We start from the raw sequence: 14777 nt of genomic DNA on the forward strand, positions 1-14777 counted from the left end.
CTGCATTCGCTGCTTCTCTTAAGCACAGGTACATCATAGCCCGGGGGCATCCGGCAGAAATAGACAAAAGAGGTGGCAAAAATGTGGCAAACTGTAGGGGATTTATAAACGATCAGATTCGCCTGATTAGGCTTACCGTTAATCAGGCTCGCCTGGTAGCGCAAAATGTGCGGCGCAGCGTTCATTATCTTAATTTTGTAATATTTCTTAATAAATTTAACGCTGTTTCGGTCTCTTTATAATGATAAAATTTATGCAGTAGTGACAATTCATAAATGCATCGCATGTAAGACACATGCAAACCAAATCCATAAGTGCATCATGATTTAGACACTAAAAATCAATCAAAGGAGACTTAAAATGAAAAAGAGAATCGCAGTTCTTGCAATGAGTCTGCTGCTTGCTGTTTCCGCCTCTATGCCGGCAATGGCAGGTGCCGTGACATACGGCAACAGTACAACCACCACGGCAAGCACGGAAAAGCTTTAAAAAAGCATACCCTAATCCTCTAATGATCAGATCAGGGTATGCTTCAAAAATCATATAAACTATTGCAGATAAAATCTTTGGTTTTTCTACCAATGATGAAATCAGAACGCCGCCTTGTAAATCTCAACAACATCCGCGCTGGTCAGTGGCACAAAGAATCCGGCACTTCCTTTGGTCGCCTTTTCCGCCATGACCTTGAAATGCTCATCGCTGTTGATTCCAACGGCACGGAGATTTGCCGGAAGTCCCATGGATTCTGTAAAGAATTTCCGTGTCCTGTCAATCGCTTCCTTAGCGATCTCCATGTCATCATCTCCGGAGATTCCCCAAACATTTCTGCCATAAACTGCAAAATTAACCGCCGTGGAAGGATCCTTTTTAAGCACAAACTCCATCCAAACCGGTATCAGGATCGCAAGTCCCTCACCATGTGTAATGTCATAAAATGCAGAGAGCTCATGCTCCATCGGATGTACGCACCATGCCGGCTTACTGCCATCCGCAATAAGACCGTTGATTGCATGGCTTGCCGCCCACATCAGATTGGCACGCGCGTCATAGTTGTCTGGCTCTGCCAATGCAATCGGACCATACTTGATCATGGTCTTGAGCAGTCCTTCTGCAAATCTTGCCTGCACATCACATCCAGGTTCCTTGGTGAAATAACTCTCAAAAGTATGGCTCATCATATCCGCCGTACCTGCTGCCGTCTGCTTTTTGGATACAGAAAACGTATAAGTCGGATCCAGTACAGACATGGTTGGCTTTAACGCATCCCCAGCAGTACCCCACTTTTCATTCTTTGTCATGTCGGAGATTACTGCAAATGCATCCATCTCAGAGCCGGTCGCAGAGAGTGTCAATACAGAAAAGATCGGGAGTGCTTTTGTGATCTTCACAGGATCAATCACAAGATCCCAGGCGTCTCCCTCATAAAGTGCCCCGGCTGCTACTACCTTGGCACAGTCAATGGTACTTCCACCACCAATGGCAAGCACCATGTCAATGGCCTGCGTCTTGCAAAGCTCCACACCCTTCCGGACCGTTTCGATTCTAGGGTTTGGTTCCACTCCGGAAAGCTCTATAACACGGACTCCGGCATCACCCAGAATCTTCATGGCTGTATCATAAATGCCATTCCGTTTGATACTGCCCCCACCATAAACAAGCAGTGCCTTGGAACCGTACTTGGCAAGCTCTGAAAGATGTGAAATCTGTCCTTTACCAAAATAAATTGTTGTAGGTACGCTGAATCTGAAATTATACATTATATTGGCCTCCTCTTAGATCAGTGTATTTAATTTTATAAAGCTAGCTGAGAGAGCATCGTCTCCATCAGTTATTTTATTAACAATATACACCTAAGTGAAGCTTTACGGCAAGTCCAGACACTCGCTTAAACAGAAATCCACTTCCCGCTGGCGTCAAAATGCTGCGTGACGCCGGCAATCCGAAGCCAACCTGTCGCCATGACTCCATCCTGCTTGAGATAATACCAGACTCCATCCGCCTGGTCCTGCCACCAGCCCGTATCCATTTTACCGTTGCTGAAATGATACCAGTGTTCATTGTCAAGCTTCACCCAGCCCGAGAGTTCCGATGGCGCTGCAGTTGCCTCCCTATTACCCCCGGCCTCGGCGCTCTGTCCTGACATTTTATTATCAGAATGTACGTTTCCATTGTCTGTCCCGCCTGCGTCTCTCTGCGCCGGATTCACCGCCCTGTACACGCCGTCCGACGCTACCGGATGCTCATCCCGGTATCTGTCATCAATTTCATAGAACTCCTCCCAGCTGAGATGCAGCACCTCGGATGTCTGCACATCGCTGTACTTAAGTCCCTCCACGGTAAAAATATAATCCCCGGCGCCCTGCTCCAGAATCCGCTTCGTAAAATCGTAGTGGTCCTTGCTCGAAACTGTTACCGGCTGCCCGATGCGCGTATTCTTGGAAACGGTGTCCTTATAGAGCGATACCCGATAGCGCTGGTCCTCCTGCGAACGATCCCAGTACGCCATAATCACATTGTCCGAGATGTCAAAGCTTAAATCCGAAAACGCATAATCCGCCTCATCTCTTACCTTTGCGAATGCTTCCGTCCCGCCGACATTCGCTAGTGTTCCGGTAAAGCAAAGCGCTGCTGCAAATACCGCGCCTCGCCACATATATTTAAAAATTCCGTTTTTCTGCATATATCTATCCTTTATATACATCCACAAATAAATGGTATTCCATCTACTGCAATTCCAATATCACTGTCATGATCTTGGCAGGATGATGCGGTAGGTGGTGCTGTGTCCGACAGCGCCCTTTGGCAGCAGAGTAATGGTACCTCCATGTCCTTCCACAACACGTCGCACGATGGCAAGTCCGAGGCCGGATCCCTTACCTGACTGCCGGGAGGCATCTCCTGTCACAAAGGCATCAAAAATATTTTGGCGAAGCTCCTCCGAAATACCGATGCCATCATCCGCCACATCCATGACAATCCAGTGATTGACATGAGAGACCATGAGACTCACATAAATGTTCGTACCCTCCGGGTTGTATCGCACCGTATTGTTGATAAGATTTTCAAATATCCTGCGGAACTCCACCTTATCAAAATAATAGTCTATTCGCTCCTCCGGGAGATTGACTTCCAATCCATAGTGGCTGAGAGACAGCTCCTCGTACTTCTCCGCGAGGTATTCCCGGAGATACTCTACAAGATCGCCCCATTCCTTATGAAAGGAAAAATCCGGATGCTCCAGTCGGCTGTATTCATGGAAGGTATTGATAAGATCCGTGAGTAAAACCGACTTCCGGTAAATGGTATCCGCATAGCGCTTCCAGCGCTCCTCCGGGATGGTCCCGTCCACAATCGCGCGGCTGTAGCCCTGGATCACCGTGATCGGAGTCTTTAAATCATGGGAAATGCCGGCGATAAGACGTTGTCTTCCTTCCTCCAGCTGCTTCCTCTCGAGCATACTGGTTTTTAATGCATTCAACATCCTGTTATAGCTCTGGCAGATACTTTGAAGCTCCTGGGCACCCTGATACCGGATTGGACTGACCTTATCCAAATCCTCGCTCTGCATTTGCTCCATCGCATCGTCCAGAAGACGCAGCGGCTTGGAAACCTTTTGATTCATCCGGAAGACAAAACCCAGCAGGCTTAGAAGCTCCCCTGCAAGAAATCCCACAATCAATGCTATAGTCAACTGATGCATTGCATTATTATAATTCCAGTACTGTCTGGAAATCGGCTGCTCATTTGTCTTGTCAATCTCCGTCTGAAGCTCTGCAACGCTCCTGTCGCTGTTTTGATACAGCACCTTGCCACTGTTATCCAGGATTTTGAGATCTGTCACATAATACACTTCATTATTAAGATCCAGTTCAGAACGCACCATCATGGTTCCATTTCCATTGGAAATCGGGATCGTTTCCGTATAACTCTGTGGCACTGTAGAATTAAGATACTTATCCGCTATTTTAATAGAACCATAATAATAGATACCGCCACAAATCAGCAGAATCGCAATCGTCATGCCAATCAACCCAAGATATCCCCGCATAATCAGGAAATACAAGCTTCCCTTCCGCTTCATCTTTTGATCCCCCATATGTAATGCTTATCCTTCCTGAAATTCTATCTTATATATTTTTTTCAATCTTATATCCCAGTCCGCGGATGGTCTTAAGATAGACCGGATTTTTAGGCTCGTCCTCAATCTTCTCTCGGATCTTGGAAATATGCACCATAATCGTATTGTCGTCACTCTCAAAGTACTCACCATTGATGCTCTCATAGATCTGAAGCTTGGTAAACACCTTGCCCGGATGCTGCATAAGGAGGCGCAGAATCTTAAACTCTGTCGGCGTCAGCATGATCTCCCTCTCTCCTTTTCTGAGCGTCATGGATTCCAGATTCATCTTAAGCTCGCCAGTCTCCAGAACTTTTACCTCTGCCACCGTACTATGTTCATTTAAATGATAAAACCTGCGAATGTTGGAGCGCACTCTGGCTGCCACTTCGAGCGGATTAAAAGGCTTTGCGATATAATCGTCTGCGCCGAGATCAAGTCCAAGGATCTTGTCACTGTCCTCGGTCTTGGCGGATAAGATGATGACGGGAACATTCATACTCTCCCGCACCTTCCGGATCAGCTGATATCCATCCATCTCCGGCATCATGATGTCCATAATGATAAGATCTACGGTATCCTGCTGCAAACGCTGCCACGCCAGAAGCCCATTTTCCGCGGTCAGCACCTCGTAGCCTGCATTCTCAAGATACAGCTCCAACAGATTCACTATGTCACAGTCATCCTCTGCAATTAAAATACGATACTTTTTATCTCTCACGGTTTTGTCCTCTCGTTACAATACTTTACAATGCCGTATGCATCTCACGGATTTCTCTTATACATATCTTTATCATGATGTGTGCATGTCTACCCGATTCTCTTACTCATAGCGCAAAGCCTCGATCGGGTCAAGCTTTGCCGCCTTATTGGCAGGATAATAGCCAAAGAAAACGCCAAACGCCATGGAAAAGAGTACGCTTACTGCTATACCTGAGATGGAGGGATGTCCCTCAAAGTGCAGGAGCGAGGAAGCGAGCATGCCAAGTCCCAGCCCCAGCAGGATGCCAATGACACCTCCGATGAGGCAGATCATCACCGCCTCTGTGATAAACTGGAGTCTGATGTCCAGATTGGTAGCTCCCAGCGCCTTGCGTGTACCGATTTCCCGGGTGCGCTCCGTAATGGATACGACCATGATATTCATGACTCCGATACCGCCGACCAGGAGTGCAATGGCTCCGACTGCCACAAAGGCGAGCTTCAGTGAGGAAAGCATAGATGTCGTCTGACGGATCTGCTCCTTCATGCTGTAGCCAAAGACCATGTAGGTGTCATTATCCAGATACTTCCCGTTATTTAAGTAGTTCTGAATCTCCGGACAGAGTGTCTCTGGATCGGCAGCTTCGGCGGTAAAAAGCGTAAAGCTGTCATAATACTCGCTGTCTTTTACCTGGAGATTTGCCGTTGCAAGGGGAATATAAACATCCGTCGGCATATCCGCCATGTTTCCGCCAAAAGCAGCACTTACGTTAAACTGATACACTCCCACGATCGTATAGGTATAGAATTTGTTGTCGATCGGAATCTCAATCACCTGTCCAAGCGCCTGATTTACATCCGGACCAATCATTTTTTCCGCATAACGGTCTGATACCAGCGCCACCTTGGCTGCATTTTTCTGATCCTCCAGGCTCAGGGTCCGACCCGCAAGCATAGTAAGGTTTTTGGTCCTGATATCGAGACTGTTACCTCCATTCAGATTAATGGATGCCTGTGTTCTGCCGTCTCCCTTTTCCAGGGTCACATTGCCAAGGCTCCGTTCCAGTGCCAGTCCCTCCAGCTGTCCGTTAAAATGCTGCATGAGATCCTTAAAATCATCCTCGGACATATAGTCCTTGGTCTTATCCGTATCTCTCACCGCAGTATCATTCCCCTTTTGTGTAAGAAAGAACTCGATGCGATTGGTGCCCATGCTTCCCATCATACTCATCACAGATCTCTGCATCGCACTGCTGACCGTCATAATTGCGATCACTGCCGCGATACCGATAATGACGCCCAGCATGGTAAGGAAACTCCGGATCTTGTTGGCCATGAGTCCTGTAAATGCAAGCTTTATGTTTTCAAGCAACATACCTGGAACCTCTCCTCTCTCCGATAAAGACTCCATCCTTCAGTGTGAGGATCCGTTCCGTCTCCTCGGCAAGCTCCTGTGAATGCGTAATCAGCACGATGGTAATCCCGCTTTTTCTGTGAAGCTCATGAAACAAATTCATGATGACTCTGCCGGTATGCGAATCCAGCGCGCCGGTCGGTTCATCCGCAAGGATCAGCGAAGGATGATTTACCAGTGCCCTCGCGATCGCAACTCTCTGTTTCTGCCCACCGGACAAAGCATCCGGAGTGTGGTCCATCCGTTCCTCCATACCCACGAGCCGAAGCAGCTCCTCCGCCCGCTCTCTCCTGCGTTTCTCCGGGACTCTTGCGTACAGCATCGGAAGCTCAACATTCCGAAGTGCCGATGTCCTCGGGATAAGATTATAGGTCTGAAATACAAAACCGATTTCCTGATTCCGGATATGGCTTAAATCCGTGTCACTCGACGTACTTACATCGATTCCATTCAGTACATAGCTTCCCACCGTGGGGCGGTCGAGGATCCCTAAGATATTCATGAGCGTTGACTTACCTGAGCCGCTGGTTCCGACAATGGAAACAAACTCGCCGCGATGTACGGTAAAGTCAATGCCATGCAGAATCTCGATTTCATTTTCCGTCCCGATGTTATAGCTTTTGTGAATGTTTCTGGCTTCCATGATGACGTTCTGCTCATTCATGTTTTCTCCTGCCTTATAATCAGTACATAATATTGGCTCCGCCATCCGTTCCATCTCCTTCTGCCGCTTTCATCGTATCTGCGGGCTTCAGCTGATCTCCCTCATTAAGACCGTCACCGGTCACTGCAGCATAATAATCTGTCTTTAAGTCAACCGTAACCGGGATCTGCGTCTCACTTCCGTCCGCCCCGACAACTGTAACCGAGCTTGTACCATCTGCATCTGTTGTGATCGTACTGATCGGCACTGTCAGCGCATCCGGTTTCTCATCCTCAATAATGGTTACCTTTGCAGACATGCCAAGACGAAGGCGGTCATTTGGATCCTGCAGTGTGATTTCCACCGGATAATTACCGGAGCTGCTCGTCGTTGTCGTATTGTTGGAAACAGACGTCGTCGTGGAGGGAAGCGGTGCAACAAAGCTGAGTGTACCCGGCATCTCAAGATCCCCTGTTGTTTTGGTCGTAACGGCTGCGCGCATGCCCTGTGAAACATCACTCACATCATACTGGTTGACTTCTGCTGACACCTTATAGCCTGCAGTATTCTGAATTGTGGCGATAATCTCGCCTTTATATGCCTTACCTTCCTGCACCTCGATACCGGTGACAATGCCGTCAATCGGTGCAACGATTGTTGCTTTCTGAATCTGCTCCTTGATCTTATCTACCTCATTCTGTGCATTCATCTGCTCACTCTCTGCAGAAAGTCGTGCAGTACCCGCCTGGGACTTACTGTCCTCAAGGGATTTCTGATTGTTCCGGTTGGTATCCAGTGCAGCATTTTGATTTTTACTTAGCTCGGATGTAAGAGACTTACTATTATCCTGCGCAGTTTTCAGTTTCTCCTCTGCTGCAGTCCTTTTACTCTGTGCCTCCTGGAGCTTGCTTTTAAGATCGTCAATGTGCTTCTGCCGGTCGGTCTGGGCATTTTCCAGATCTGTGATATCCACGCTCAGCTTGCTGGTATCACTGCTTCCATCATTATCGTCATCCGCCTCACCCTGCTGTATCCGACTTAATTTTCGCTGCTTTTTGCGCAGTACTCTCTGCTCGGAATCATAGGTATCCTGCGCCTTGTCGATTTGACCCTGAAGCTCTGCTTCCTTTGCGACATAGGTGCTGATATCCTGCTGCGCATTGAGGAGATCCACGTTATTGTCCTGAATCTTGTCCTGGACCTGTGCGATATCCTGTGCTCCCTGATTGGCTTCGGACTGAAGTGCCTGAGAAGCATTGGATACTGCGCGATCCGCCTGGGAAATCTCCGACTGATTTTTATTCTTTATGTTCTCAAGTGCTGCTTCTGCGAGCTTGAGCTGTCGTTCCAGACTACTGGTATCGAGCTGTGCGATCAGCTGCCCCTTGGTGACGGTATCGCCGACGTTAACATTCACCATCGTCACCTCGGTATCAGAGATCTCCGATGTGACATCCACCTTCTGTAAGCTGGCAATGGTTCCATTTATTGTGATGCTTTTTTTAAGATCCTGCCGCTGTACGGTTTCATAGCTCGTCATCTGCGCCTGTTCCTTAAATGCATTTGCCGCAATCCGGTGATGAACGACTGCAGCTCCTGCCCCTAACAGCACCAGACCAAGAATCAGGTTTCGCTTCCAGTGTTTTTTTAATTTTTTTCCCGCATTGCCTAACGCCTTTTTCATATTTTTTATGCACTCCTTACCATCTATAGGGCTATCCCTTGCCGTTCATCTTGATATGCGGCTCCGTGTTGTCTTTTATAGGGCTCTGTATTACCACACCTCGACAACATACTGTTGTTTAAAATCACTTTGTACAGCTTATCAAAGATTCCTTAATCTACCACAAATGAAACCTTAGGATTTCTTAAGGTAAGGAAAACATCGGTAAAAAAGGCAGCGATGAAGAAAGACAAAAAGGGTAAGAACAGAATATAAGCAAAACATAGAATAAAGAAAAATACCAGAACCAATGTCCTGCGGCTTCCGCCAATGACATTAATTCTGGTATTTTGTATACTATAACTTTTTACCTTGCTCAGTGCGGGCTTTGCTCCCGTTTCCAGCTCACAAAATCATAGCTTTCCGTGATCTCAAAAAACTTAAGTAGTCTCTCGTAAAGAGGATCTGCAGCTTCTCCGAACTCCCTATGCACCGCTTCCGCGATTTCCTCAATCGTGCGGCTGCCGTTACATAGCTTCCATACAAAGCTTCCCTGCGCATCCAGATGCACATAGGACACTCTCGGCTTCCGCAGGATTTTCTGGAAGATGACATTCATAAGACCCTTGTTTTCTATGTGAATGGTAACGATACCATCCTGATCCTGATCCCAGATCTCTGCCTTAGGCGCGATACAAGGAACATAGGTCTTATAGAGCTTGAGAGCCTCCTCCCTGCTGAGCTTTTGTTTCTTTTTCATGCTTATGCTTTGGTCTTGCTGCCTCTCTCAATAAAGTGGATGGTGAGAGCAATCATCAGTACAAATACCACTGCACTTGCGACTACACCTGCGCCATATCCGAGATTCAAGCGTCCGGAGAGGTTCAGCCCTTCGGAAAGTCCTGCGACCGCAAATACTGCCAGGAGGATACCGACAAGACCCTCTCCTGCAATCATACCGGAGCAATAAAGTACGCCACGATTCACGTGTGCCGTCCGCTCGTTCTCATTCTGATACTTTTTCTTGTCATAGTAAAGACGTACCAGTCCGCCGATCATAATGCAGGCATTGAGCTGTACCGGAAGATACACACCAATGGCAAATGGAAGCACCGGAATGCCGAGGATTTCGATGACAACTGCAAGGATGACTCCGGCAAAAACAAGTCCCCAGGGAAGCTTGCCGCCCATGACGCCCTCAATGATCATCTTCATAAGCATAGCCTGCGGCGCACCGATCTCTTCCGTTCCAAAGCCCCATGCCGCATCCAGGAGGTACAGCACACCACCGATCGCAATTGCGGCAACTACGACACCGATGCATTCACCATACTGCTGCTTGATCGGGGTCGCTCCTACAAGATAGCCTGTCTTAAGATCCTGTGAGGTGTCGCCTGCAATCGCAGCGATAACGCAGATGATGGTTCCGATGGCAATGGCAGTCTTCATGCCTTCAGCTCCGGTGACACCGGTTGCCTTGAGGATCACCGTTGAGATCAACAGCGTTGCGATCGCCATGCCGGAAACCGGGTTGTTGGAGGAACCAACGATAGCAACCATACGTGAAGAAACCGCGGCAAAGAAGAAGCCGAAGATTGTGATCAGGATGGCACCGCCGATGCCGACCGGGATCACCGGTACTGCAGCAATCAATACAATGAGTACAGCAATCGAAATAACGACGGTCTTCATGCTGAGATTCCGGTCTGTCCGGATATTGCTCTCTCCCTGACCTCCGGCGAGAGATTTTACAGAATCACGGAAGGTCCGGAGAATCATCGGCAGAGACTTTACAAGTGAAATGATACCGCCGGCTGCAAGCGCGCCTGCACCGATATAACGGATGTAGGAGCCCCAGATCGCACCGACACCACCGGATGCAAACATCTCACCGATCGGCGCGGTTCCCGGATACATCACTGCCGATGAGCCAAACAGCACAATCAGCGGAATCAGCATCATCCAGGATACAATTCCACCAGCAAACATATAGGAGGAAATTCTCGGGCCACAGATATAACCTACAGAAAACACCGCAGGATAGATCTGTGTTCCGATTTGTCCTGCATAAGAGCCCATGCCCTTATCCGGTGTGTTGATTTCGCTTGGCACAAGCTGCAGACCATCAATCACAAATTTAAAAACCGCGGAAATTCCAAGTCCTGCGAATACGGTTGACGCGGATGCCCCGCCTTCCTCACCTGCAAGCAGAACCTCGGCGCATGCCTGTCCTTCAGGATACGGCAGAATGCCATGTTCCTTGACAATCAGCGCATTCCGGAGCGGAACCATAAAAAATACGCCGAGCAGACCACCAAAAAGACAGATGATCATGATTTCTACAAGTCCCGGCTTCTCCATAATACCATCCTTTGCCCAGAGAAACATTGCAGGCAGGGTAAAGATGGCACCGGCAGCAAGAGACTCACCGGCGGAACCGACGGTCTGTACAAAGTTGTTTTCCAGAATCGAATCACGTTTCAACAGTACCCGGACCACGCCCATGGAAATTACGGCTGCCGGAATAGATGCGGAAACGGTCATGCCTACCCTGAGTCCAAGGTATGCATTAGCTGCGCCAAATACGACAGAAAGGATCATGCCCATAATGATCGATAGCGCGGTCATTTCCGGGACAATCTTCTCCGCCGGTATATATGGCTTAAATTGTGTGTTGTCCATTTTATGGAACTCCTCTCTACATGATCCCACAGTATCTCCCCCGATACCGTAGAATCTATTTTATTCATGGTATTCATTATACTAATTTCTGCCATAATATACAATCATAATATCACAGATTACTGCCAAAATACGGACCGGAACGCCAGGCAAGCATTATCTGATAATTTTTTTAGCATATGCTGTTCCTACGGCTTCCGCTAAAAAAGAGATACAATAGCTTATAACAAGCATGAACGGCCAGTCATGAAGGACTCCGCTTATATATGCATGCGGCTGCAGCTCCGCAGGAATCTCAGGATTATAAAATACGTTGGCTCCAACCACAAGCAATGTATTACAGGTATTAAGGATCAGCGTCGGCACCAGTGCAGTAACTGCTTTATATATTACGGTTCCCTCCCTAAGCGAGAGCAGCCTGCCAAGCCGGTCACCCCACATTTTGTACGGGAGCACAAGGCTTGCCATGAGGACAGTCAGTGTAATCATTGACCAGACCTTATAAACATTGGAAAAATTAAATTCCATATGATCCCAGACAACTGCCGCAAGTGACATTGCTGCACCCATGATGATGGACAAGATTACGGTTACGATGGCTCCAAAATGATTTTTTAAAAACATACGATTCCAATCCTTTCTTTTGTTCTTATCATAGGCATTGTATAGTGGCAATATTAACATGTCAATATTTACATATTTACAATATACAAAAAAGCAACAAAAAATCCTGGCAAGCCGAAGCTTCCAGGATTTTTGCTTTTGATTGTAAAACGCAGGTAATTAACGCTTGCTGAACTGAGGTGCACGTCTTGCTGCCTTGAGACCGTACTCATTGGGGAAATGCTCAATTTTCCTTATTTTAAGCCATTTCTGCTTGGAATTATCCACTTACGTAACTTGGAAAATGGCCTAAATTTTTTATATTTTTTCCTGGCTGTCCGTATTATCTGATGGTTTTCTATCAAGTGCTTCCTTCACAACGGAAGAAAGCTTTCTTGGGTCATTATACTTGACCTTGGCATAAATATCCATCGTTGTTTTGCTGTTGTCATGTCCTGCCAGATACTGCACCGTCTTCGGATCCACACCCGCATAGATCAGATTCGTGATGTAGGTATGTCTCAGCATATGCGGTGATACGTAAAAATCAATGTCGCAGTGAATGCTGTGGTTGTTGCTGACCGGTTCCCCTTTCTCATGCTGGATTGTTGTCCTGATTGCCTGACCGTTGACGTATTTGTAACATCTTCTTTCCAGGGTCGATCTCACTTTTACGTAATTCCAGATCCGTGTGTACTGTGAATAAGATATTGGACCATCTCCTTCCTTCGGTGTAATAACATAATTTCCCTTCCCAAGTTCTTTTTCCTTCTGCAGAGCTTTCTGCAATATTTTCGGTATCGGGATATCTCTCCTGGCAGCTTTGGATTTCAGCTTTTCTGTTACTTCCGGACGGTTGTGGACTGAGCGCCACGCCCGCCGTACGGAAATATAAGGTGTTTCCGCATCCAGAAATACACAATCCCACTGCAGGCCAAGGATCTCTTCCCTACGAAGTCCTGCATACAGACCGATCAGGATAAAAAGGTAAACCGGCGTTTCTTTGATTGAAGCAAGCAGTGTCTTCACCTGCTCATCTGTAAGAGCCTGTCTCGGCTTCACCGGAACGCCGCCTCTTGCCGGCAGCTCCTCAGAAGGATCATAGTCAATGAATCCGCTTCTCAATGCTGACTTGAAGATTTGTTTGATCAGCATATTTACATGATCATAAGTCTTCGATGACATCTGTGAGATTGGTACCATCGCAACTCTCAGATCATCCAGCCGGACATCTGACATATACATATCGCCAAGCGGTTTGACTATGTAATTTTTAATCGCATTCTGATAGCCTTTCATCGTTGCATAAGACAGCCTGGGCGACTGCATTTCCAGCCATTTCTCACTGTATTCTCTGACTGTCGGATTTTCTCTTCGGAACAATTCATCCTCAATTTCATCCCGGAGCTCTTTCTCCTTCTCATATAGTTCTTCGGGCGTACTCGCATAAAGTGGACGAACCTTTCCGTTGATATCCTTTATTCTTGTCCGATAGTATGAATGTCCATGAATTACATGCGTCCCATAATTAGGAACACTTCTTTTTCTCTCAACTCTCTCTGCCATTGCTGATCACACTCCTTTCGCTCTGGCTTTTTCTAACAATTTCTTTGTATCAGAACAGTACGGATCGCTTAAGGATGTCGATTCAGGGCATAAAGAAAGAGCGAAGGAATCAATTTTCCCTCGCCCTTCTTTCTAATATATATTAGTAGGAATCAATCCTCGTCATCCCACTCGTCAAATGCATCCGCCAGCTGATTGATGACCTGATCCGGCTGGTGATACTTGACCTTGGCATAGATATCCATCGTTATCTTGCTGCGGGAATGTCCTGCCAGATACTGCACTGTCTTCGGATCCACACCTGCATGGATCAGATTCGTAATGTACGTATGACGCAGCTGATGTGCTGTCACCTTAAAATCCAGACTGTAAACCACATGTCCGTTATGTCCAGCCTTCTCTCCCAGCTTTGCCTCAAACGTATGCTTTACCCGGACGCCATTTTCATACTTGAAGTAATGCTTTTCACCGGCTGTTCTTGTATCGATATATTTCCAAAGCAATTTAAACTGCCCGTAAGTAAGCGGCTCACCTTTATCGTTAGCAATCACAAAGTCCGAAGTCGAATGCTCTTTCACTTTCGAAAGACATTCAAACAGGCAATCCGGAAGTGGAATGTTTCTGCGCGAAGCGGTAGTCTTCAGTTCATCCGTAATCACCGGATGATTATTTTCCGTATGCCATGCACGCTGCACGGACAGATACGGTGCATCCGCATTCAGGAAAACACAGTCCCATTGAAGCGCCAGAATCTCTTCTCTCCGCAGACCCGCATATAAGCCCAGCATCACAAACGTAAATGTTGGCTCTCGATCTTTTACGGCATCCAGAAGTTTTTCACACTGTTCATCGGTCAGCGGAATCCGTTCTTTCTGCGGAACCCCTCCGCCCTTTGCCGTCAGATAAAATGTTGGATTCTTATCAATGGTTTTGCTGTGATAAGCCGACTGGAAGATCTGCTTATACAGAACTATTACCGATTTATAAACCGAAGCCGACTTATCTGAAACAGAAACCATGGCAAGCTGAATATCATCCAGTGTCACATCCGTCATCTTTTTATCTCCAAGCTGAGAGATGATATGTCTGCGTACCTTGGATTGATAATCAATCAGAGTTGTCGGACGAACCTGCACTGACTGCATGATGAGCCATTTCTCACAATACTCTTTTACAGTCGGGGATTTCTTCCCGAGCAGAATGGAATCAATGTGATCCAATGCAGCCTGTTCTTTCTCATACAGAACCTCGCGGCTTTTTCCATAAAGGGCAACCTTTTTACCCTCCGCCGTTTCCACATACGTCCGATAATAAGTGTCTCCATGAATGGTTACTGTTTTGTATCTCGGAAGACGTCTTCGATTTACTGTCATTTTCAAATACCTCC

The 14777-nt window shown here is 47.1% G+C and carries 13 protein-coding genes; 1 reads left to right on the forward strand and 12 read right to left on the reverse strand.

Annotated elements, in window-relative coordinates; translation table 11 throughout:
- Positions 1–360 precede the first annotated feature (360 nt).
- Entirely contained in the window at positions 361–489 is a 129-nt protein-coding gene (locus tag ACTNEN_RS05475) for a hypothetical protein (RefSeq protein WP_441205034.1), read from the forward strand.
- A 101-nt stretch (positions 490–590) separates the two neighbouring features.
- Here ACTNEN_RS05475 and ACTNEN_RS05480 read toward each other — a convergent pair whose 3' ends face one another.
- The 12 genes from ACTNEN_RS05480 to ACTNEN_RS05535 form a co-directional block, all read right to left on the reverse strand.
- Positions 591–1757 carry an iron-containing alcohol dehydrogenase gene (locus ACTNEN_RS05480; protein WP_441205035.1) on the reverse strand — a complete coding sequence of 389 codons (1167 nt, stop codon included), beginning with the start codon at positions 1755–1757 and terminating at the stop codon, positions 591–593.
- A 128-nt stretch (positions 1758–1885) separates the two neighbouring features.
- Positions 1886–2680 (reverse strand): hypothetical protein, encoded by a 795-nt coding sequence (locus ACTNEN_RS05485; RefSeq protein WP_441205036.1) that lies wholly within the window; start codon positions 2678–2680, stop codon positions 1886–1888.
- 66 nt (positions 2681–2746) lie between these two features.
- A complete protein-coding gene (locus tag ACTNEN_RS05490) occupies positions 2747–4096 on the reverse strand; it encodes an ATP-binding protein (protein WP_441205037.1) in 1350 nt (449 codons plus the stop codon).
- 31 nt (positions 4097–4127) lie between these two features.
- Positions 4128–4838: a response regulator transcription factor gene (locus ACTNEN_RS05495; RefSeq protein ID WP_441205038.1), complete on the reverse strand. Its 711-nt coding sequence runs from the start codon at positions 4836–4838 to the stop codon at positions 4128–4130.
- 102 nt (positions 4839–4940) lie between these two features.
- Positions 4941–6194, reverse strand: a complete 1254-nt coding sequence (locus ACTNEN_RS05500) for an ABC transporter permease (RefSeq protein WP_441205039.1) — start codon at positions 6192–6194, stop codon at positions 4941–4943.
- Positions 6184–6897 (reverse strand): ABC transporter ATP-binding protein, encoded by a 714-nt coding sequence (locus ACTNEN_RS05505; protein ID WP_441205086.1) that lies wholly within the window; start codon positions 6895–6897, stop codon positions 6184–6186. Before ACTNEN_RS05505 ends, ACTNEN_RS05500 begins: the two co-directional genes overlap by 11 nt.
- A gap of 19 nt (positions 6898–6916) precedes the next feature.
- Positions 6917–8560, reverse strand: a complete 1644-nt coding sequence (locus ACTNEN_RS05510; protein ID WP_441205040.1) for an HlyD family efflux transporter periplasmic adaptor subunit — start codon at positions 8558–8560, stop codon at positions 6917–6919.
- Between the two features lie 355 nt (positions 8561–8915).
- Positions 8916–9299, reverse strand: coding sequence for a PqqD family protein (locus ACTNEN_RS05515; protein ID WP_441205041.1), 384 nt, complete (start codon positions 9297–9299; stop codon positions 8916–8918).
- A gap of 2 nt (positions 9300–9301) precedes the next feature.
- Complete coding sequence (locus tag ACTNEN_RS05520; RefSeq protein ID WP_441205042.1) at positions 9302–11221, reverse strand: OPT family oligopeptide transporter; 1920 nt, start codon at positions 11219–11221, stop codon at positions 9302–9304.
- A 156-nt stretch (positions 11222–11377) separates the two neighbouring features.
- Positions 11378–11845 carry a hypothetical protein gene (locus ACTNEN_RS05525; protein WP_441205043.1) on the reverse strand — a complete coding sequence of 156 codons (468 nt, stop codon included), beginning with the start codon at positions 11843–11845 and terminating at the stop codon, positions 11378–11380.
- Between the two features lie 297 nt (positions 11846–12142).
- Complete coding sequence (locus ACTNEN_RS05530) at positions 12143–13390, reverse strand: tyrosine-type recombinase/integrase (RefSeq protein ID WP_441205044.1); 1248 nt, start codon at positions 13388–13390, stop codon at positions 12143–12145.
- A 152-nt stretch (positions 13391–13542) separates the two neighbouring features.
- Positions 13543–14763, reverse strand: coding sequence for a tyrosine-type recombinase/integrase (locus ACTNEN_RS05535; RefSeq protein WP_441205045.1), 1221 nt, complete (start codon positions 14761–14763; stop codon positions 13543–13545).
- Positions 14764–14777: the final 14 nt, after the last annotated feature.

It is taken from the genome of Oribacterium sp. HCP28S3_H8, assembly GCF_052064775.1.
Classification (GTDB): Bacteria; Bacillota; Clostridia; order Lachnospirales; family Lachnospiraceae; genus Oribacterium.

What these genes read in the sequence shown, in the direction of transcription:
- ACTNEN_RS05475 (WP_441205034.1), top strand. Translation starts at nt 361, where the DNA reads ATGAAAAAGAGAATCGCAGTTCTTGCAATGAGTCTGCTGCTTGCTGTT.
- ACTNEN_RS05480 (WP_441205035.1), bottom strand. Translation starts at nt 1,757, where the DNA reads ATGTATAATTTCAGATTCAGCGTACCTACAACAATTTATTTTGGTAAA.
- ACTNEN_RS05485 (WP_441205036.1), bottom strand. Translation starts at nt 2,680, where the DNA reads ATGCAGAAAAACGGAATTTTTAAATATATGTGGCGAGGCGCGGTATTT.
- ACTNEN_RS05490 (WP_441205037.1), bottom strand. Translation starts at nt 4,096, where the DNA reads ATGGGGGATCAAAAGATGAAGCGGAAGGGAAGCTTGTATTTCCTGATT.
- ACTNEN_RS05500 (WP_441205039.1), bottom strand. Translation starts at nt 6,194, where the DNA reads ATGTTGCTTGAAAACATAAAGCTTGCATTTACAGGACTCATGGCCAAC.
- ACTNEN_RS05505 (WP_441205086.1), bottom strand. Translation starts at nt 6,897, where the DNA reads ATGAATGAGCAGAACGTCATCATGGAAGCCAGAAACATTCACAAAAGC.
- ACTNEN_RS05510 (WP_441205040.1), bottom strand. Translation starts at nt 8,560, where the DNA reads ATGAAAAAGGCGTTAGGCAATGCGGGAAAAAAATTAAAAAAACACTGG.
- ACTNEN_RS05515 (WP_441205041.1), bottom strand. Translation starts at nt 9,299, where the DNA reads ATGAAAAAGAAACAAAAGCTCAGCAGGGAGGAGGCTCTCAAGCTCTAT.
- ACTNEN_RS05520 (WP_441205042.1), bottom strand. Translation starts at nt 11,221, where the DNA reads ATGGACAACACACAATTTAAGCCATATATACCGGCGGAGAAGATTGTC.
- ACTNEN_RS05525 (WP_441205043.1), bottom strand. Translation starts at nt 11,845, where the DNA reads ATGTTTTTAAAAAATCATTTTGGAGCCATCGTAACCGTAATCTTGTCC.
- ACTNEN_RS05530 (WP_441205044.1), bottom strand. Translation starts at nt 13,390, where the DNA reads ATGGCAGAGAGAGTTGAGAGAAAAAGAAGTGTTCCTAATTATGGGACG.
- ACTNEN_RS05535 (WP_441205045.1), bottom strand. Translation starts at nt 14,763, where the DNA reads ATGACAGTAAATCGAAGACGTCTTCCGAGATACAAAACAGTAACCATT.